Source organism: Terriglobales bacterium, assembly GCA_035487355.1.
Taxonomy (GTDB): domain Bacteria; phylum Acidobacteriota; class Terriglobia; order Terriglobales; family Acidobacteriaceae; genus QIAW01.
This window is the reverse complement of sequence record DATHMF010000118.1, coordinates 1-21,488: the sequence shown is the minus strand read 5'-3', so window position 1 is coordinate 21,488 and position 21,488 is coordinate 1. Positions and strand designations below refer to the sequence as shown.

Sequence of the window (21,488 nt, the reverse complement as noted above, 5' to 3'; positions counted from 1 at the left end):
GCGGAGAAAGATTTTTATCTTGCGGCAGGTAGGCAACATAGATCAAACTGTGGCAGTTTTTCCGAGTGAAAAAGTTAGGATCCGGGTTTATAAAACTAGCTTATAATATCGAAGTCCCCCTTAGTTGAGTGTGCATAAACCTCCTGTCCCCGTGTGGAAAGGCGCGGTCAGCTCTTGTCACAGACTAAACATTGGCGCGATTGGCGGAATGTTCTCTGCATTCTTCTTATAGGATTGAGCACGAACGGCGCTTGGGCGCAAGGCAAGGCCGTGGGACCAGCGCGATTCAGCCTCAGCCCGGCCTCTCCTCAGCCTATCCCCAACGGTAAGTCGCTTAAGCTGGCGGTTTTGAAGAGTTTTTTCCGGAACAGCTCCCAAACAACCAACGTGCGTGACGTCAGCTCACGCGTAGCCTGGTCCTCGAGCGACCCCACAACCATCAGCGTAAGCTCTCACGGACTCGCCATTGCACACCAGCCCTCGGGCACTGTGACCATAACAGCAACCATCAAAGGGATTGGCACACCTACGCAGCTCACTATGATGCTCACTGCCGCACCGGCGGTACTTTCGTTCATTAGCATCAATAATTTCAATTCCAGTGTCACCGTCACCGGGACCCTGGCGTATACAGCCACGCAGCACTATTCCGATGGAACGACGCCGCCTTTTCCAAGTCCGGTGACCTGGGGGGTCGTAAACAATGTGGCTGGAAGCGGGCAAGCCACCATCATAAGCACAGGCAATGCGACCGGAACGGCTACGGGAACTGTGGCCGGAGTCGTCAAGGTAACGGCAACGTTTGATCCAGGTACCGGTCCGGTTACCGGCGCCACATATCTGAATGTTGGGTTGACGGCCATCAGCATAAGTCCTTTATCCCCACCTGCAACCCCGCCTTCTGTACCTAAAGGAGACCTTCAGACATTTTCTGCCCTGGGAACTTTCGGTGCGGGTAGCTTGAATGTCACCAGCTACGTCAGATGGTCCTCGGCGACTGGCAGCGTCGCCGGAATCACCAGTGCATCGGCAAGCTGCACCAGCCTGTGTACCACCGGTGGAATCGCCTCTACCCACGCAACCGGTACGACGGATATCACAGCAATTTCCGGACTCATTACTTCCAACGTTGTCACGTTGACAGTTACTCCTGCAGTTGTGGCTTCCATCGTTATCTCTCCTTCCACTTGCACGCCAAGCAATGTCCCGCGCGGAAACAGTTGCCAGTTTACGGCGCTGGCGTTCTACAGCGACCAAACCACGTCATCCTTACCTAGCACCGGTAGCTGGAACTCAACGAATGCTGGTTGTGCGGCAATAGACCCATCAACAGGTTTAGCAACCACTCTCTCCAGTGTGCCTAACCCGTGCAACACGAACATCACCGCGACATACACAAATACCAATCCTCCCAATAATCTCGTGACTTCAAATTTGATCGTGTTGACGGTTACAGCTCATGTGCTCAAGTCAATTAGCGTCTCCCCGGCAACCCCGACGCAACCCAAGGGAACCTTCCAGCAGTTCACGGTAAGGGCCCATTACACCGATGGAACGGTTACGGTCCCCAACAGCGGAGCGGGCAGTCCGGTGTGGGCTTCCTCCAACACCTCGGTCGCCACGATTGGCTCGACTTCGGGACTGGCGAGCACCACGAACTCAGCCATCGGCACGACCAACATCGGTGCTACCTACAACGGATTCCAGGCGTTCACTGTCTTCACGGTTACGAGTGCTGCGCTGAATTCCATCACCGTTACGGCGGTGAGTCCGGTGCCGACCAATCCACCGTCTTCAAACACAACGATTCCCATTGCAGGTACACAGCAATTTCAGGCGATAGGGAACTATAGCGACAACACTCATCCTGACATCACCAGCTTCGTGAATTGGAGTTCAACGGACGCCACTGTGGCTACGATCAATGATCCGAATTCGCCCGGCGAAGCCACCGGGGTTACCGCAGGCACCGTAACCATCACCGCCACGGATCCCACTAGCGGCAAGGCTGGATCAGCATCGCCGCCTCTGACCGTCATCACCGTCAGTTCGATCAGCGTCAACCCGCCCTCGGCAAACATCAGCCCCGGCAGCCAACAGCAGTTCTCGGCCACTGCAAACTACGGCGGCACCACTCAACTTTTAACAGCTTTCGGCCCCGCGTGGTCTAGTAATCACGTCAATGTCGCAACCGTTGATCAAAACGGACTGGCAACGGCGGTCTCTGGTGGGTCGGCAACCATCACGGCAACTTTAGGCAGTGTGTCTTGCCCCAGCGGAGGCGGAAATTGCGGCGCCCTAACGGTGAATCCGGCGGTTTTGCAGAGCATTACCGTCTCCTGCGATCCCAACAACCCGTGTACAGGTTCAGGTGAACCATTGCTTTCACTCGGTCAAACCGAGCAGATGGTCGCCACCGGAAACTACAGCGACGGCAGCAGCCAGGACCTCACGCAAGATACCCACCTGACCTGGGGGTCCAGCTCGGGCTCAGTTGCCACTATTGACACCACCGGATTCCTGACAACCAAAGGCCTCGGCTCAACCAACATCACAGCCATGTGTTCAAGCCTGTGTCCAGGTGCAACCTCCACTGTCACCGGCACCCTGCCGCTCACCGTGACCTTCTAGCCCAGCCCAGGAATTCTCTTCTCTGTCCCCAGATTCTATGTCCCAAGCTGCTTTGACTCGCGCCTCCGCCGGTGCTTCGTTTTTGTGTGCAACAACTGTCGCCATCCTTGCGTCCTCGCCCCTTCACCGAACTTGTAAGTGCCCGCGCCTGGCGGCCCAAGCCCGCCGCCGCACTGCGATTACATGCTGTACACATTACAGCACTGCCTGCCGCCGTTGAAAAGATTTTGATACCACTGTGATATCACAATGGCACTAAACCGTTTCTTTTCGCGGAATTATCGCCCATTGTTTTCGCTGGATGGGCTGAGACAGCCGGGCCGTTTTGGCTGCCAAGCCCTTGCAAGCAAAGACCAGCATTCCAGAATGCGGGGCTTCTGCTCCTGGGGTTCTTTGAAAATTCATTGCCTTGCCGGATTCATGAAATCCGCCAGCCACCCTGTTTGGCCGAGGGGGCCACAATCCCCTCCAAAAATCCGCGCTGATCTGCGTTCATCTGCGGCGAAAGGTTTTGCGGTTGTTTTTTGAAACTCGAAACTTGAAACCTGAAACTGCTTTTAGACCACCAGCAAGTCCCCCGCTCTAAATTGATTTTCGCCAGCAACGACGCGGGGCAGGCGCGATTGGGGGGCACTTCAGACCCAAGCAGCAAGTGGGGTGGGGGTACTGCCTTGCACCGTACAAAAAGCCCGGGTATATCAACCCTACCCCCCGGCGAAACGAAAACATCTGCTACAGCACTATCCGTCAAACTGGGAGTCTTAAAGGCATTCAATGTCCAGGCAGCCTGCCAATCCGGGGGCTGGGGGCTTTGCGTATATTTTGTAGACCAAAAAGGTCAATGACCTTGAATTTAATGCTTTTCAGACTTTCCCATTTTGAGAGTTTCGGATTGTGGGACGGCAAATAAAGATGTCTTATTCCATTTTTGGTGCATTACAATTGGCCTCTACCCAATAGCACAAAGTCAAAGGCTTGCAGGATATTTTTTGGGCTGAAGTCCAATCCTACTCCTGCATGGACTGCGTACTAGTAGTTATACGAAAACTGATTGAGCTGGCACGTCACGAGGTGTTTTTGTGGGCGATGACCGCCTATGGGTACAGCCAGTGAAAGTGGGCCCCAACGTAGGGAATTGCATTGCAGGAGATTGGCTCTACAGATCGCCAATCCCACAAATTTCAGAAGCGTACAGGAGAGATAAAAAAATGAATAGGAAACGGTACGGCAAGATTGTACTGGCTGTCATAGTATTGGCCGCGGTATGGAGCATTCCATCGCTGGCCCAGGTACTGAAGGGCTCGATTTCCGGGAGCGTGACCGATCCTCAAGGTGCGGTCGTCTCTGGCGCAGAAGTAAAGGCGACCCAGGTAGAGACCGGTGCTGCTTATATCACCCAAAGCGACAATTCAGGTCTATTCCGGCTCAACCTGCTGCCCACCGGAAATTACAAGTTGGAAATCAACAAGCAAGGCTTCGCGGCCAGGACAACCGAAGGCGTAATTGTCCTGCCCGGCAGCGACAATTATTTGGGTTCGTTGCGGTTGGGCGCGGGTTCGGCTGGGCTGGCCAATGACGTCTCGGCGACGGCCCAGACGCTGCAAAGCAGCCAGCCGCAGATCATCAACTCATTCTCCGATACTACGCTCAATAATTTTGTCGGCACCCAGGAGTATGAGGGCCTCGACCGTATGGCGCTATTTGTGCCCGGCCTGGTGAACACGCGAGACATTACTTTCTCCATCAGCAATGGCGTTGGATTTTCGACCAACGGTTTGCGTGGGCGTAATAACAACCAGCAGATTGACGGCCAGAACAACAATGACAACAGCGTGACTGGGCCGGCCCTGAATTTAAGGGACCCGAACTTCCTGCAACAGTACGTAATCATTAGCAGCAATCCCGGTCCGGAGTATGGCCGCTATTCGGGCTCGGTAGTCAACCTGATTACCAAGACCGGCACCAATGCCTGGCATGGAAACGTGTATGGCGATATCAATACTTCGTCTCTAAACGCGCTCAGCAGCTTCCAGGCGTTCACGAAAGAGACCAAGGGAACGAACCCCCGAAGCAGAACTGAGCAATTCAGCGGATTCACCATCGGCGGCCCGGTGATCAAGAACAAGTTGTTTATATTTGGCGGTTTTGACGACCAGATTATCAACACCAGCACCGTCTACGCCAGCGGCAGTCAAACTCCAACGCCGCTTGGATTGGCGCAATTGACGGCCTGCGGCGCGGCCATCAATGCCAATTCCCTGAGCGCTTTAAAGCAATTTGGACCCTACGCCTTTCCCATCGGCAACCCGACCCCGGCTCCGAACCCCTTCACCGGGCTGTTTAGCAACGTAGACATCAGGAATCCCACTACCTTCGCTATCGTTTGTCCAGCGGTTCAGTTCGGTACGGTGACACGCACGGTGTCAACACCGTCGCATATCTTCAACACAATAGTAAGAGCTGACTGGCAACTGGGCAGCGACACCATCACCGCCCGCTATCTCTTCAATCGAAGCACGTTTTTCAACGCTAGCGACGGCAACGGCGCTGGCGGATGGCTGGTCAATGAACCAGTAACTTCGAATGACCTGTTGCTGAGCTGGACTCACAACCTTACCGCCCACATGGTCAACGAGGCTCGCGTCTCTTATGGGCGCTTAAACGTTGACTTCGGCGGCAATGACAACGGCAATCCTTTTGAGCCAGATTTCAGGCACATCAAGGATGGGCTCGCGAATGTGAATATCGGCGGCATGCTGCCCTTTGGAACCGCCACAAATTTTCCCCAGGGACGCATCGTGAACACCTGGCAGGCGCAGGATAACTGGAACTATGTGCTGGGCAAGCACCAGTTGAAGGCAGGAGTGAACTACACCTACCAGCGCAGCCCCAACTTCTTCTCTCCCGCGGTCAACGGCCAGTTTCGCTTCGCAAGCCCAAACACCTTTTTCGTCACCAATCAGCCGAACAATATTGTGCTCTCACAAGGTACGGGCGCCCCGGAACTCGATTTCCGCGAGGACAACACCTCGCTTTATTTCGGGGATGACTGGAAGGTCACGCAGAATTTGACCCTGAATCTGGGGCTGACCTGGAGCTATTTCACCCAGCCGGCCAACCTGCTCAACAATATCTCCACTGAACGGGAGAGCAACGTCGGTACAGCTTTCTGGAACCCTGCGCTTCCTCTCTCGGCGCGGACAACCCCCGCAATTCCTACGGTCGCAACCAATTTCGGTCCCAGCATAGGCTTTGCCTACTCTCCGCAGTGGGGAGGGTTCCTGACCGGAAACGGCAAGACCGTGATTCGTGGTGGATACCGCATTGCCTACGACCCGGCGTTTTACAACATTTATCTCAACCTGGCCAGTTCGTCGCCGGCATCGTTCTCGCAAACCTTCACCGGCGCAGCAGCAAACTCGAAACCTCTGCCCGCCGTTCCCTCGGGCGATGCGGTGCGGGCTCAACTGGCGCCGTTCATTACCCATGGAGTGCTCGATCCGCGGCTCAACCTCCAGACCACCGTCTCTCCGAATCTTCGGCCCGACCGGGTTGATAGCTGGAGTTTCGGAGTCGAACGCGAGATCACTAGGAATTCGGCCTTTGAAGCCCGCTACGTGGGCAATCGCGCCACCGATTTGTTCCAGTCGGTGAATGGTAATCCTTTTATTGCCGACCTCAAGACTGATTTCCCCACCCTGGTGCCTGACAATCTCACTCCTTGCCCTGCGGCGCAGGCGTTCAATCCTATTGCCGTGGGACGTGTAAGCTGCAGTGATGGAATCTTCCAGAGCCGGACAAACAGCGGTTATTCGTATTACAACGGATTGCAGTTGGAGTTCCGCGCCAACAACCTGTTCAAGCAGTTGACCATGCGCACCGGCTATACCTGGAGCAAAACCTTGGACAACACCAGTGAAATCTTCAGCACGGATACGGCCGGCAACACCCTGGCCTTCTCCCAGAACCCGGTCTCGACCAAAGGGGCTGAATACTCAATTTCAGGCCTTGATGTCCCGCACACGTTCACCCTTCTGTTTACCGAACAACTGCCGTTCTTTAAGGAACAGCACGGCGTCACCGGTCATTTGCTGGGAGGTTGGGCTGTTTCGGGTAACTATATTTGGGCTTCAGGCCAGCCTTATACCCCACTCCAGGTATTTAGCGAAGCCCGAAACACCGCTGCTGGAAATTACTACGATAGCGCCTTCGTCAGCCCGTTTGCTGGCCCTGATGTCGCGCGGCCGTTCTATGGCAACCGGCATGCCCGTGCGGATAGCGTTGGCGTCTTTGCTTCTGATTATTGCAGGGCATTTTTGGGCATAACTCCTGCGAATAACGCTGCATTCCCTGGCGCCTGCAACACAGCCATCACTGCTCCAATCCAGCTTCTCAGTTTGAACTCTTTGAATGCTATTGGTCCGAGTGGCTTCCCCGGGACAGGTCCAGGAACACAGCCTGGCCAGGCGCCCGTGACTGCCACGGCCGACCAGGTCCGCTTCATTATCAACGCTCGCACGGCTCAACAGTTGTTCGGCACACCTTTCGGCAATGTGCCGCGCAATGCCTTGCGCGATGCGCCCCAGAACATCCTTAACTTCAGCATCTCCAAGCAAACCAGGATCACGGAACGCATAGGCCTGGAGCTCCGTGTCACCGCGGTCAATGCCCTGAATCATTTCAACTTTGCGAGTGTAGATACGTTCGTGGAAGATGCCGGGCGGGCCCCGTCTTCTAATCCAAATACATCCTTCTTCACCGGCTTTGCCCATCCGGAATTCAGCAATGCCCAAGGACGAGTGTTCTACTTTGGGGCCAAGATCACCTTCTGAAGCGATATCGTTTCTGAAGTTTTACAAGCAAAAAGCCTGCCGAATATCGGCAGGCTTTTTTCTTTCTTGTCTGAAGAAAGCTACGTCACCGGCCCCGGATTGAACGGCGCCAGCGCGTTGTGCAGCCCCCAGTGGTCGGCCCAGGTTTTCTTCTTGCCGCTGGCCACATCAAGCATAAAGCGGAATATCTCCCACCCAACCTCTTCTATTGTGGCAGTGCCTGTAGCGATGCGGCCGGCGTCAATATCAATCAGGTCGGGCCAGCGCTCAGCCAATGCTGTGCGCGAAGAAACTTTGATTACCGGCACCATCGCCAAACCATAGGGACTTCCCTCACCCGTGGTGAAAATATGAAGGTTCATCGAGGCAAGCTGTTGTGTTCCGCAGATGAAGTCACTTGCGGGAGTAGCGGCAAAAACCAAACCTTTAGCTGTGACCTTCTCGCCCTGCGCTGCAACCGCCATGAGCGCAGAAGTGCCCGCCTTGGCGACTGAACCCAGCGCTTTTTCTACCACGTTCGCCAGTCCACCGCGCTTGTTGCCCGGCGTCGGATTGTCACTGCGGTCAGCCGAGCCGCGCGCCAGGTAGTCGTCATACCACTTCATCTCGCGAATCAGGGCGCGGGCCACATCCTCATTAATAGCGCGCGGCGTGAGCAGGTGGACCGCGTCGCGCACCTCGGTTACTTCTGAAAACATCACCGTCGCGCCGGCGCGCACCAGCAGATCTGCGGCATAACCAACCGCCGGATTGCAGGTGACACCAGAAAAGGCATCACTGCCGCCGCACTGCGAACCGACCACCAGCTCCGATGCCGGCACAGTCGTGCGCTGCCGCCGGTTCAATTGCTCCAGCCGCTTTTCCGCGGCGCTCAGGATTGCGCGTACCACTTCGCCGAAACCGCGTTCATCTTGCATGCGGATCAGCAACGGATCGTCGTTGTTCAAGACCTGCAACTGCCCGAGGTCCGGCGCGCGAAACAGGCGCTCCGGCTGAAGCTTTTCGCAGCCCAGGCTGACGATCAGCGGCGCTCCTCCCAGATTAGGGTGTGTGCTGATGTGCTTCAGCGTGCTGATAGGGATTTCAGCGCCGGGCGCGTCAATGGCAACGCCGCAACCATAGGTGTGGGTAATGGCGATGACGTCATCCACGTTAGGGAAGCGCGGCAAAATTTCTTTTTTGATTCGCTGAACGGCATAATCTACTGTCGGGGCAACGCATTGCACAGTCGTGGTGATGCCGAGAATATTTTTCGTGCCAACGCTGCCATCTTGATTGCGAAAGCCTTCAAAGCTGTAGCCGGTAAGAGGAGGCTGCGCTGCAGGCGGCGCAGTAGCCAGTGACAGACCATCGAGTGGAGGAGGTTGCGGCAACACAAGCAAGTCTTCACGCACCCAGGAACCTGTTTTGACAGCGTCTGACGCCCATCCGATGATCTCGCCGTAGCGAATTACAGGTTCTCCGCGGCTCAGCTCGCGGAGCGCCACCTTGTGGGCCTGCGGAATGTTTTCGATGAGCGTGAGGCCATCAGGGAAGCGCGTGCCGGCGGGCAGTCCTTCGGGGTTGACGATGATCGCGACGTTATCACGCTCATGTACGCGGATGTAGAGAGGTTCCACTGCAAAGCTCCTACAAGCGCGGCACCGGCGGCATAACCAGGTTCCACGAGACCACGCCTTTGCGCTTCATATGCCTTCGGTATACCTTATCGCGATTGGTGACATACAGCCACTGCATATCGGGACCGCCAAAAACAATGTTTGAAAGGCTCTTGCCTTGCGGCTTATTAATGATTGCCGCCACGCGTCCGGGCTGATCGCAAATCTGCACCCCCAGCCTGGTGGTGACATAGAGAAAGCCTTCGGTGTCGAGCGTCATTCCGTCGGCTCCGCTCTGCGAAGAGTCGTCGGGGGTCTCCATACGATAGAAGGGCTGGCCGTTTTCCAGCGACCCATCGGGCTGGATCTGGAATGACCACACCCACTTGCCGTGCGTATCATCCACCAGAAGCAGAGACTGGTCGGGCGAGGTGCGTACGCCGTTGGGAAACTCGATGCCGGTATAGACCACGCGCTTATTGCCCTTGGCATCAATGAACCAGACACGATGTCCCGGCGGATCGGTGAAATAAACTTCATTCTTGAGCGTGACGGCGAGGTCGTTTGAATCCACGTCTTCGGCCAGCACAGATTCTTTCCCATCAGGCGTGTAGGCAACAATGTGCGTGCCCTGGCAGACGTAGAGCCTGCCATCCGGGCCAAACATCATGCCAGTGACCCCGCCGCTGTCTTCTTTCCACACGCTGATCTTGCCGTTCGCGTCGATCTTGTGAATGCGCTTGTTCTTGCTGTCGGTAAAAAAGACGTTGCCGTCTTTATCCACGGCAGGACCGTCGGCGAAACCATAGCCCTCGCCCAACAGCTCCCACTCCTTGCCCGGCTCCAAAATGGTATAAACTCCGCGTTCGTTGACCTGCGTGGGCTTGGCCACCGGCTTGGGATAATCTTTCCACAACCAGCGCAGCGCATCCGGCAGGATCGCCCCGCCGTGCTTCCCATTGTGGCCTTCGGTGCCGATGGTAAATGTGCTCTCATAACCGGCGAACTGCAGCGCGGAAAAAATCTCCTGATTGCCTAGAAACCAGTTGCCGGCGTAAATGTTCAGGTCAGCGCTGCCATCCTGCAGGAAGACGCGCAGCGGCTTGGGCTCGGTCTTACGGATGAGCGTAGCCAGGTCCTGCCCCCCGCGTACATTGGTGAAGCTCCCAATAAAACTCATGACCCGGCGAAAGGCGTCAGGCCGGTTCCACGCCGTGTTGAACGCAGCGATGCCGCCGGAACTTGACCCAGCGATGGCGTAGTCATTCGGATCTTTGGATAAGTTGTAGCGCTTACCGACCTCCGGCAGAATCTCCTCGATGAGGAAGCTGGCATAGCGGTCGCCGAGAGCATCGTATTCGAAGCTGCGGTTGAAGCGGTTCTGCTGATTGGGCCCGAGCGCCGTCATGATTCCGGGATTGATGAATACGCCGATTGTCACCGGCATATCGCCCTTCTGAATCAGGTTGTCAAAGACGATGGGCACGCGAAAGCTGCCGGCTTCGTCCACCATGCCCTTGCCATCCTGAAAGATCATTACGCATGCGGGCTTCTCAGCCTTGTACTGCGCCGGCACATAAATCCAGTAGTCGCGGGTAGTTCCCGGAAAAATCTTGCTGGTCGTCCAGGAATATTTTGTGACCGTGCCCTTGGGGATGCCCGGCTGACGCTGCGAGTCTGGGCCGAGCGGGTACTCTTCGGCGCACAGCAGCACGGCAGAAATAACCGTAAGGAAAACTAAAAGTGAGATTTTGCGCATTTTGTCTTGGGGACCAGAATAATCAGCCTTCGACATTCTACGCGACTTTGCCCGTAGAGACGCAGCATGCTGCGTCTCTACGGTTATTTGGCATTGGGGGGTTGGTTCACTATCGTGGAACTGCTCAGCGTCCTAAACCGGCAGCCATGGTCTTTACCAGAGTGCCGTTGGCATCGTCATCTTTGAACGCCCAGAAAAATGCTCCACCTAAGCCTCTGCGGACTCGTCGATTCACATACAGCATCTTGAGTTGCAGGGTAAGCGGGTCGTCAAACGTCCAGAAGGTTTGCGTGGTGGCATTGTAGGTCCAGTGGGCCAGCCTGTGGGTATCGAAGAATCCCTGGAACCCGGGTTGGGCTTGCAGTGTGGCGAAGGTGGCCACGCCATTGGTAGCGAGAGTGTCCCCTGCAGGCGAAGGGGCTGCTCCGGTGGAAGTCTGGTAGAGACCGTGGTTCACATTGGGAACGCCGGTCCAGCCGCGTCCGTAGAAAGGGACGCCCAGCAGCAGCTTTCGGGCGGGCACGCCGGCATCGAGATAAGCATCAATGGTGAACTCGATGAAAAAGTTATCCGGATTCGTCCTGGAGCCGAAGAGCGGCGCGTGGTGATTGGTGGTGGTCTCCCAGGTGCCGTGATAGTCGTAACCTTCTATGTTGAAGAAGTCGAGTTGCCGGGCGACCTTGGCGAGTTCGATATTCGAAAAATTCTGCTCCCCTGCCGGCGCGGCGATGGTCAGCAGGTAATGCGTGTCGTTGGCCTCACCGAGAGCATTCAGTTGCTTGCGAAACTCTTTGAGCAGCAGCGTGAAGTTTTGTTTGTCGGCGGCGGCGGGAAACTCCCAGTCAACGTCAATGCCGTCGAAGAGAGTGCCGGTCGTGACGCCCGCAGCGACGTTGCCCTTGATAAACATATCAATACACGAAGCCGCCAGTTGCGCGCGCAACTGCGGCGTGCTGGCGGCGAAGACAAATCCCGCGGTGTTGGCCGCCGACGCGCCACCCAGAGAGATCAGGATTTTCAGGTTAGGATGAAGCTGCTTGAGCTTCACTAACTCCGCGAAGTTACCGAACAACGGGGCGGTATCGGCAATGCCGTTGACCGGAGGCAAAAAGGGCGTCTGAAAATCGGCCCATGAGTCGGCAATGTGGCAGGCCGCATCGGGCGCGCCCGAAGTGGGAGCCACGTTAGCGAAGGCGTAATAAAAGTGTGTGATCTTGTCGGCGACGCCGTTGTTCTGCAGGTCGGCGATGTTGTAGTGGGCGCCGTAGATGCTCCATTCTTCGAAGTATCCGGCAAGAACCTTGGCGTGGCGGCCGCCATGATCTTCATCTCGATCTCGATCTTCATCTTCATTTTGGGCAAAGGTCGGAACGCAGGTGAGAAGCGCCAGCATGGCGAAGAACATGGCAAGGAACAGGGAGCGACGAGCTGAGTAACTCTGTGTCATTGAGGCTACCTCCAGAGGGGGGAAATACCAGCGGCCGCAAGTATAGAACTATATAGCAGTTTTAGCAACTAATTGTTTTAATCAGCGGTATTGCCTCTATATGGCTACCATAACGCTATATAGCAATATGTCCGCCCGAAAAGGAGTGGAAGATCATTTTTTAATTTTGGGAGCTGGTTTGTCACTTTCTCCGAGCGCATCTGCCAAATGCTTCATCGGGATCTCAACATTGAAATACCACTTATGTTCCTGTTTCGATTCAGGATCGAAGGTGGTCATGATGTCGCATTGGGCGCCGGCACATTCAGACAAGGCCTGGCGTTTGACCTCTTGGCCCATCACATGCAGAATGAAATACTCCTCGTCAACGGATATGACCTTCATAGCCGTGTCAGGCGATTGTCCATCGCCAGTACTGCGCAACGATTTCAATAGCCCCATCTCAACCCAGTCGTGAAGCTCAGCCTTCTCTGGCTGGCCAAGCTCTTTGGCGGCGATCTTGGCGAAGAATTGGCCGTCGAGATCGGCATAGTTGGAGTTCAGCACGGCGTCGGCCGCCTCTGCCATCTTCTTGAAGTCGTGTTTGCTGGCCGCGGCCATGAGTTTCTCGCGGGCGTCAACATCGCTCTCGATGCCCGCTTCTCCGGCAGCCATGCGAAGCTCATTGAGATCTACGGTGCGGTCTCCGGATTGCGCCCGCTGTACCAGCGCCTGGTATTTGGCTTTCGCGGCGTTTTCGGCCCCGCCGGCAGCGCAAACAGCTAGCAGCACCAAACCGATGCCTTTTGCAAAGATTTTCATAAGCCCGAAACCTCCCCTAGGCAGGAACGTCGAGCGACGTTCTTCTTGCATTAGACACCAAAAAACCAGTCCTCAGTCGCCGGTCCTCGATTAAAACCCAGGCTGTGTGGGCGGCAATTTGCCTCGTGATATTCTTCCTGTAGATTGCAGCCGCGCGGAACTTCATTCCCGGCCGCCGGCAAGCAGGAGAAATCAATGGCACTGATCAGAACCTCGAATCCCGCCCTGAATGCGCAGAGCTTCCAAACCGCGGGCACGGCATTTGGTGAAGAAGCAATGACGCTCCCCGGCACCGTCAATAAAACTGGGATCCTGCTGCTCTGCACCATAGCCACGGCGGCGTGGAGCTGGCACTCCTTCGTGCATGCTCCTGCACCCGAGACCGTTTTTCCTTTTTTGATAATCGGGGGAATTGGCGGGTTTGTGATGGCAATGGTGACCATCTTCAAGAAAGAGTGGTCACCGGTGACGGCGCCGGTCTATGCCCTGCTGGAAGGGCTGGTGCTGGGCGGTATTTCTGCCCTGCTGGAGCTGCGCTTTCCCGGAATCGCCATGCAGGCGGTAGCTTTGACCTTCGGGACTTTGATTGTTATGTTGCTGGCCTACAGTTCAGGTCTGATCAAGGTGACTGAACGTTTCAAGCTCGGCGTGGTGGCCGCCACCGGCGGAATTGCGATTTTTTACCTGATCACCATGCTGCTCGGGTTTTTCGGCGTGCACATGTTCGCATCGGTATATGCGGCGGGGCCGATTGGGATCGGATTCAGCGTCTTTGTGGTCATTATTGCCGCCCTGAACCTTGTTCTCGATTTCGACTTCATTGAAAACGGGGTCCGCGCCGGCGCGCCGAAATACATGGAGTGGTACGGAGCCTTTGGCCTGATGGTCACGCTGATCTGGCTCTATCTGGAAATCCTTCGGCTCCTGTCAAAGTTGCGCAGCAGAAGATAAGGACAACTGGCGCCGCTTTCATCGAAATAAAGGGCTGCTCAAGCTTTGTCTCTTAAAGTGCTTGTTCGGCACGGATAAACCCTGACACGGGCGCTGTTTCCGGCGCTTAACCCTCGGAACCCAAGTCAAGAACGTTGGAGGACTTTCGCTCGAAACTGGAAACTTGAAACCCGAAACTGTCTTCTTGGCCACTTTCTATCTATCCTTTATTATCCTTGCCAGAGATATGGCAAGCCCTGCAATTGCAATCCCGAGATCGGCGGACGAAAAGCAGTCCTCGTTTCTGGCCAACGGCATGATGATCGTCATCGCCATTGCCCTGGCGGAGCTGGCGCTGCATTGCGTTTTCAACAACCGCTACGGATATTTTCGCGACGAATTCGATTACATGGCCTGCGGCAACCACCTCGCCTGGGGTTACGTGGACCATCCCCCGCTTATACCGTTTTTAGTGAAGATCAGCCGGCTGGTGCTGGGCGACTCGCTGCGCAGCATTCGCTTCATTCCTGCCCTGGGCGCGTCGGCGCTAATAGTCCTGAGCGCCATGATCGCGCGTGAACTCGGCGGCCGGCGCTATGCCGTCCTGCTCACCGCAATCACAGCAGCGATTGTGCCCATGTATCTCTCTGACGGCAGCCTGATGACCAGCAACAGCCTCGAACCGCTGCTGTGGATGGGCTGCGCGTACTTCGCAATTCTGGCTATTCAGCGTAATGACCCGCGCTATTGGCTGTGGTTCGGCGTAGTTGCCGGAATCGGCATGGAAGAGAAGTATTCCATTGCGATATTTGGCTTTGGAATCGTGATCGGGCTGCTGTTGACCGAACAGCGCCGCGCCTTTGCCAACAAGTGGATCTGGTTGGGCGGGGTTGCGGCCTTTCTGATTTTTCTTCCCAACTTCATCTGGAACCTGCAGCATCACTGGCCGTTCCTGGAACTCCTGCGCAACATCAAGGCCAGCGGCCGCGACGTTCAGCTCTCTCCCCTCGAGTACATCTTTCAGCAGACGCTGTTGATTCATCCCTTCACCGCACCCATCTGGATCACGGGCGTGATCGCGCTGCTTTTTTCCGCTCGGCTCAAGCCCTACCGGATGCTGGGCTGGTGCTACCTGGTCGCACTCACAGTATTCATTGTGATGAAGGGAAAGAATTACTATCTCGCCCCCATTTATCCCATGCTGCTGGCCGCCGGGGCAATCACGATCGAAAGCGGCATTGCGCGATTGCAGCGGCAAACCTGGCTGAAAACATCCATCATTGTTTTCCTGCTTGCAGGAGCGGCTTGGGCAACTCCGTGGGTGGTCCCGGTGATGCCGGTTGACGTGTTCGTTGCCTACATGAAGAAGAATCCTCTAAAGACTCCGCGCACCGAGTACAGCCACATGCGCGCCATTCTGCCGCAGAGCTACGCCGATCAATTTGGATGGGAAGAGATCGTGGCAACCGTAAACCAAGCCTGGTTGCGGCTTACCCCGGCGGAGCGTCCCGACTGCGGGATCTTTGCCCAGGACTTCGGACAGGCTGGAGCGATTGATTTCTTCGGCCCGCGTTACGGATTGCCCCCGGCCCTCAGCGGCCACCAGAGTTATTTTCTCTGGGGGCCGCGAGGTTACTCCGGCAATTGCATGATCGTGGTGGGAGACAGCAAAGAAAATCTGGAGCAGAAATTCGAACACGTGGAATACGTAGGAACTTCTGACAATCCTTACGCTCTGGAGCGCAACATTCCGGTCTATATCTGCAAAGGGGCAAAGTTCGGGTCTCTGGCTAAGCTCTGGCCGCAATTGAAGAAATGGCTCTGACCTACTGCGCCTTGTTGTGCTGCGCGTTTCCGCCCCATTCGTACCAGCCGTCGGCATCTGCGTTGCCGGTTTTCAGGCAGATCACCAAGCCCTGTCCGGTTCCCGCGTAGACATTGCCGTTTGCCAGTGCCGGTTGAAAGACCATGGGCTGCTTGAAGAAATAATTAAATCCCACGCTGCCGTCTTTTTGGCGGACAGAAACTAAATGCCCCCAGGCGCTGCTCAGGTACATATAGTCGCGGCCGAGAGCGGGCGGAGAAAATACCTGCGCATTGCCGTTGACCTTGGCGCCGGTCACTTCGGCCTGCCAGTTGGCGCGTCCGTTTTCCGCGTTGATGGAATTCAAATTATGTCCTTGCGCATTCAGCATCTGGCCCTTGCTATAGGCCGCCCGCGACCCCTGATACGCCCAGGCGCCGGCAACGGTAGCGACACCGACGTTCTCCTTGGCAGCATCCAATTTCGCGGACGCGGGAGCATTACCGAAGCCCACGCCTGAATCGAGCGCGCCCTGAGCCTCGGTCGTAATGGCGACCCCTCCGCCGTTACCGGCGTTAAGGTAGTCGGCTTTGTCTTTGGCGATCAATGCCTTGTCTTTGTTCTCTCCAGCTTTGAGATCGAGGCGCGTCAAGCCCTCGTAGTTCGTAGCGGCGATCTGCTCCCGGCGCGTGATCAATACCTGGCCATCTGCAATCACGGGCGCACTGGTTGCTGAATCCATCTTCTTCCATAGAAGCTTGCCGTCCTCAGCGTTCAGCGCAAAGGAGGTCCCATCGAAGCAAGTGAAATAAACGTTATCGCCTGAGACTACCGGCGCAGAGATGACGTCGCCGGTAATTTCCTGCTCCCAGAGATGACGTCCGGTCTTCAGGTCAACGGCGAGCAAAACGTGGCTACCGGCGGCATGTTTAGGGGCCACACTTTCTTTCTGCACGCTTTCGTTCTGCATAACATCGTTGGATTGCTGCCCATGACCGCCCTGGCCGGCGGGATAAGCAATAAATAAACGTCCCTTGGAGATCGCCGGCTGGCTCATCAGCGGATCGCCCAGCCACTCCTGCCAGATCACCTTGCCGGTTTTTTCATCCACCACAATCAGGGTGCAGCTCTCGGTGTTGAAGGCGACGTAGCCGGCTTCAACCACAGCGGCGGTGGGGCCGTCATCGGTGGTTTGCATCTTCCAAACCAAGTCGCCGGTTTCGGCGTTGAAGGCATAAAACTCGTGTGAGCCATATCCGCCACCAACGAAAACCATGCCGTCGGCGAAGGCGGGCGTGGCGATGGGACGCCCTCCAGGAATGCGCACCACCCATCCTGCTTTGCCGTCGGCGGTCTTGAAGACCGCAGGCTCAAGATCATTCGCGATCTTGGGCAGCGCTACGTCGGTAGCCTTATCAAGCGCGATCTCGACCTTCTTTGGCGGAGTATTGGACGGGGGAGCCTGCGTAGGCTTTTGTGCGGCAGGCTGAGTTTTATCGGTGTGCTTTTCATCGCCGGCCCAAAGAGTCGCACGGTAATGATGAAACCCAGCGGCAACCACGACCAGCAGCGCGCCCGTCAGGAACAGAGGCAAGAGTCTTTGCTTCATGGAACATTCTCCTTCACGTCTTTTTAAGGAACGACCAGAGAGCAGAAACTTGCAGAGAACCTCGCACTCCGCGTAGCGACGCGCATACATTTTTCTGCGAGCCATGAAGGGGATACTTGCTGGAGAGTCCATTTAAGCGCTAAGTCGTTGAAATTAAATGACATGTGGTGAGATATATACCCACTTGCACAGTAGTCTATTTGCAGATCTTTTAATTGATTCCAGCGGCCCAGCCTTCGGTTCACGCAGGACGGCGCTTAACTAATAAAAGGTCAACACAACGAAATTTTCAAAGATCTCAGGGCACAAGCCCGCATTCTTGAATGCTCTACCCTTAGTCCCAGGTGCTCGCAGCTAAACAGTGTTGCTGCGCCTCGAACTGCAGGCATACCTCAAGCGAAATGATAAGCGAGAATTCCTCAAAGTGGAGCAATTTGATACCGCTTTGATATCATTTCAGGAAAAGTCGCTATGCGCGGCCAGTTTTGAGGCAGTGGCCCCAGTCCGCACGCCCATTGCGGGCAGCAACTTCGGCGGCATGGTTCCAGTCGTAAACCACGGAAATGTGCTCAACCTGCCAGCCATGCTTGTGCCGGGTCAGAATTGCGTAGCGCGCATGCGGGCTGCCGGTTTGCATGGCATGGGGTAGAGGAAGGTCGTCGGTATAGGCCTGCAGCCCGACGCTTCCGGGATTTACAATCGTCGAGCCTTGCGGCAATGTGACAGTTCGCGGGACATGACTGTGGCCGCAGAGAATAAGAGAGTGTGAAACTCCGCCCAGCAGCGAGAGGATTTTTTCGGGAGTTGCCAGGGAAACGCCCTCGGCATGAACCTGTTCCAGTAGGTAAACGTCATCGGCAAAAGGCGTGCCATGGCATAACAGCACATCCTGTTCCGGCCACAACAACGTGGAGGGCAATTTGCCAAGCCAGGTACGATGTTCTTCGCGCAATGCACCACGATTTTCCTGCAGCGTACCTTGAGCGGGAGTGGAGGCGATGAGTTCGCGGTCTTGATTTCCACTGATGGAAGGCAAATCGAGCACAATCAGGCGGTCCGCGGTCCTGATCGGGTCGAGCGGGCCGTAGAGGTGGTCTCCTAAATTGACAATCAAATCAACGCTGCGGCTGCGGATGTCGGCAAGCACGGCCTCAAGCGCCCAGATGTTTCCGTGAATGTCGGCAATTGCGGCGAAGCGGAGTTGCATCGTGCTTTGAAGCTAACACAATAACGAATGAATTCGATGGTGCTTGTGGCACTGTCCCTACGGGACTGGGCTCAAATTTCCACCGCTCCCCAGCGCTGAAGCGCTGGGCTACTATACTTCGTCCCTTGCGGGACTCTCCGAATTGGTTGTGAAACAGCTCTAGCTGACCAGATGGAGGAATTGTTCCAGCACTTCATGCACGCCCAGCAGCAAAGTTGGGTAAGAGAGCACCAAAAGAAGGGTTGAGGAAGCGAGCAGTCCGAAAAGTAGAAACTGCTTCCGGCGAGTTGCACTTTGGGATACCGCAACTGCTCCGGAAGAATCGGCGGCGTCGAGCAACACGTGGACGCGGCGGGCAACATCAGGCAGATCTTCCCGGCCCAGGAAGTAAGCCCCCGTGGGAATAGCCTGCTCATTGCAAGGCGGCATCATGCGCGAAACTTTGATCAAGGCCGAGGCCAGGCTCAAAGGCGCGGCGTTTCCCTTTTGCACGGCATAGATGTCGGCGCATTCCTCTGAAGCTGCATGCCACACGCGATCCAATCTTCCGGCCCGAGGCAGAAAGGGCAGAACCGCCGGACACATCCGCGCCAGCCAGCGCTTCAAGTTGTCGCGCGCTATAATGTGTCCAATTTCGTGCTGTAGCGTGGCCGCGAACTCTTCTCCATTCAATGCATCGAACACATGCTCAGAGATAAACAGGCGCGGGCGCAGAGCGCCAATGACGGCAACAACGGGAAATGGCTCCTTCAAATTATCAGCGGGCAACTTATATGCGGGGATGTTGACCCCGGGCAAAGAGACGGGCTGGCTCCGCTGTAGCCAATCGCGCAAGATAAGCCGGCTTCTGTTCCACGAAGCCGCACCCTGAAGCAGTGCATGCGCCAGCAGCAAGGTAGCGAGCGCCGCGAGCAAGCTCAAGGCCCATCCAATGCGCTCGGATGTGCCGCGCGGCTCCAAAATAAAGTACGAGGGAATCACAAGCGACAAAATGCAGAGCGCCGAGGCGCAGGCGGGGAGTATCCGCAGCAAAAAGAAAAACGTCGCGCGCGGACGCTCTGCGGCAGTTTTTTGCACCAGGCGGAAAACAAAGTTTACGCAGAGAGAAAAGCAGGCGTTCAACAGAAGGAAGCCGGCCAGCGCGAGAGATGCTCCCAGGGCGAAGTACATGGCTATTCTTCCTCCTGAGAGTGGTTTCGCTCCTGCAGCTTGCGGCGCTTCTCACGCACCAGGCGCTCCAATTCATCGAGCAGCTTGCGGTCTTTCTCGCTCACGACTTCCACGAAACAGGAGAGCAGCGGGCCAGTCCCATTGGAGCTGTGCGCCAGTAGCGAATCAATCAGGTCGGTGGCAATTCCCTGCTCAAGCTGTTCGCGCGAGATGCGCGGCGAATAGAAAAACGCCCGGCGCTCTTTGCGGCGGTTCAGTATGCCCTTTTTGTGCAGCCGGTCGAGCGTGGTCATGAGCGTGGTGTAAGCCCACTTCTGCTTCAACTCGTGAAACAGGTCGCGCACGGAGAGCTCCTGCTTCTGCCAGACCACCTCCATGGCGCGCCGCTCCAGCTCACCCAGCGACAGGCGTGCTACTTCGCGAGGACGCCGGAAGCCGCGCAGGGTAAATCGAGGAAAGCTCATGACCCGACCATTCTACACTGCTAGCAGCAGTTTTCAGTTTCGAGTTTCAAGTTCAGAGCAACCCGATCAAACTTGCTGCATTTTCGATTCACGCTAAGTGGTCAGTCCTTTGAAGCCTGGTCCGCAAGACTCCGTAGAACACAAGTTGCCACCATAACAGAGAGATCAAGGTTACGACCCATAGACCTACAAACCGCCTCTCAACCAGATAGTTGGCCGGGATTCCGACCGCGATAATTGATCGAATGGCGGCTCCCACCAGAGCGATTGCTGCTACCGTGACAAGAATGACAACCTTTCGGCGTGTTGGCAGACTTTGGCTTAGAGGTTGTGCGGAAGGTTTGGTATTTCGATACCACAACAGCAGCCAGATCGAGAGGGCAGCAATTCCCACAATAGTACTTGTGTGTTGAAAAACCCTGTAAGCCGGAATTGGTCCAAAGAACAAAATCTTCATGGGTTGGCCAAGAAACGGCCCGTTACGGTACAGCCATGTGCCCGAATGGGTAAAGGAGTCCCACACCAGATGTGTGGCAATTCCCACCGAAATGGAGACGACAATCAGTGCGAACCTTGCTGCTCCTGCGAAACGGAATTCCTCGAGATAACCAACTAATCTCCGCTCGATGCTATCGGGAAAGAGCCCCACCAGAGGCAACTTGACGAAAGCATGGAAGAGCCAGAGTGTCACAAGTGCGAGAGGCAGGGTCAACAGGAACGCCCCCTGCAAAGTATGGCCATATCCATCATCCGGAGCGAGGCGGAGGAAATACTCAAAATCAGGCGCAAGAGTACCGATAACCAGCGCCGATGTAACCAGTTTTAAACGCCGCAAGGGTAGAGCCGCGGCGGCGTGAGAAAGAGTGAAGGGCATCACTAAGATTATGACTCAAAGTTCCGACCAGATCTGCTCAAGGTAAGCGGATCTCCAAGTCCGCTCAACTGCCGGGCCAACTACGAGCGTTGGTAGTAGTTGCACGGGCTCAGCTACATTAGGTTTCTAAGCTGTAAACACTTGCCACATTTTCTGCAGAAATATTTCCCTAGAACCTGGAGAGTTCGTGATGGTTTTGTCAAAGCACGTTTCTGGTTTCACTTCCGTGCGTTCCATTTCTCTGCGTTTCATGGCTGCGTTGCTTTTTCTGTTTTTGATCGCACCTTATGCGGTTGCCCAGAACCCCGACGGCGCCCTTGCCGGCACGATTCGCGACAGCAGCGGAGCGCGCATCAGCGGCG

The 21,488-nt window shown here is 55.8% G+C and carries 13 protein-coding genes; 4 read left to right on the top strand and 9 right to left on the bottom strand.

What is annotated here, in order from left to right; all coding sequences use genetic code 11:
* Window positions 1-174: 174 nt before the first annotated feature.
* Both VK738_21850 and VK738_21845 read left to right on the top strand, forming a co-directional pair.
* Window positions 175-2,631 (top strand): Ig-like domain-containing protein, encoded by a 2,457-nt coding sequence (locus VK738_21850; protein ID HTD25308.1) that lies wholly within the window; start codon window positions 175-177, stop codon window positions 2,629-2,631.
* Window positions 2,632-3,839: 1,208 nt separating this feature from the next.
* Window positions 3,840-7,463 carry a TonB-dependent receptor gene (locus tag VK738_21845; protein ID HTD25307.1) on the top strand — a complete coding sequence of 1,208 codons (3,624 nt, stop codon included), beginning with the start codon at window positions 3,840-3,842 and terminating at the stop codon, window positions 7,461-7,463.
* 80 nt (window positions 7,464-7,543) lie between these two features.
* On the opposite strand, the gene garD is transcribed toward VK738_21845, so the two are convergent.
* From garD to VK738_21825, 4 genes are all read right to left on the bottom strand, one after another.
* Window positions 7,544-9,082 carry a galactarate dehydratase gene (garD, locus tag VK738_21840; GenBank protein ID HTD25306.1) on the bottom strand — a complete coding sequence of 513 codons (1,539 nt, stop codon included), beginning with the start codon at window positions 9,080-9,082 and terminating at the stop codon, window positions 7,544-7,546.
* Window positions 9,083-9,092: 10 nt separating this feature from the next.
* Window positions 9,093-10,820 (bottom strand): SMP-30/gluconolactonase/LRE family protein, encoded by a 1,728-nt coding sequence (locus VK738_21835; GenBank protein HTD25305.1) that lies wholly within the window; start codon window positions 10,818-10,820, stop codon window positions 9,093-9,095.
* 124 nt (window positions 10,821-10,944) lie between these two features.
* Entirely contained in the window at window positions 10,945-12,267 is a 1,323-nt protein-coding gene (locus VK738_21830) for a glycoside hydrolase family 18 protein (protein HTD25304.1), read from the bottom strand.
* A 153-nt stretch (window positions 12,268-12,420) separates the two neighbouring features.
* Entirely contained in the window at window positions 12,421-13,068 is a 648-nt protein-coding gene (locus VK738_21825; protein ID HTD25303.1) for a DUF4919 domain-containing protein, read from the bottom strand.
* Between the two features lie 195 nt (window positions 13,069-13,263).
* Between VK738_21825 and VK738_21820 the strand changes: the two genes are divergently transcribed.
* Together VK738_21820 and VK738_21815 are read left to right on the top strand one after the other, a co-directional pair.
* Window positions 13,264-14,019 (top strand): Bax inhibitor-1/YccA family protein, encoded by a 756-nt coding sequence (locus VK738_21820; protein ID HTD25302.1) that lies wholly within the window; start codon window positions 13,264-13,266, stop codon window positions 14,017-14,019.
* Between the two features lie 226 nt (window positions 14,020-14,245).
* Complete coding sequence (locus VK738_21815; GenBank protein ID HTD25301.1) at window positions 14,246-15,823, top strand: glycosyltransferase family 39 protein; 1,578 nt, start codon at window positions 14,246-14,248, stop codon at window positions 15,821-15,823.
* Between the two features lies 1 nt (window position 15,824).
* Here the strand turns inward: VK738_21815 and VK738_21810 are convergent, their stop codons facing one another.
* The 5 genes from VK738_21810 to VK738_21790 all read right to left on the bottom strand — a co-directional run bounded on the left by VK738_21810 (window position 15,825) and on the right by VK738_21790 (window position 21,126).
* Window positions 15,825-17,411 (bottom strand): PQQ-binding-like beta-propeller repeat protein, encoded by a 1,587-nt coding sequence (locus tag VK738_21810; GenBank protein HTD25300.1) that lies wholly within the window; start codon window positions 17,409-17,411, stop codon window positions 15,825-15,827.
* A 469-nt stretch (window positions 17,412-17,880) separates the two neighbouring features.
* On the bottom strand, window positions 17,881-18,618 hold the full coding sequence (locus VK738_21805; protein HTD25299.1) for a metallophosphoesterase family protein: 738 nt from the start codon (window positions 18,616-18,618) through the stop codon (window positions 17,881-17,883).
* Window positions 18,619-18,777: 159 nt separating this feature from the next.
* On the bottom strand, window positions 18,778-19,788 hold the full coding sequence (locus tag VK738_21800; GenBank protein ID HTD25298.1) for a M56 family metallopeptidase: 1,011 nt from the start codon (window positions 19,786-19,788) through the stop codon (window positions 18,778-18,780).
* Between the two features lie 2 nt (window positions 19,789-19,790).
* Entirely contained in the window at window positions 19,791-20,252 is a 462-nt protein-coding gene (locus VK738_21795) for a BlaI/MecI/CopY family transcriptional regulator (protein HTD25297.1), read from the bottom strand.
* Between the two features lie 88 nt (window positions 20,253-20,340).
* Window positions 20,341-21,126 carry a DUF4184 family protein gene (locus tag VK738_21790; protein ID HTD25296.1) on the bottom strand — a complete coding sequence of 262 codons (786 nt, stop codon included), beginning with the start codon at window positions 21,124-21,126 and terminating at the stop codon, window positions 20,341-20,343.
* Window positions 21,127-21,488: the final 362 nt, after the last annotated feature.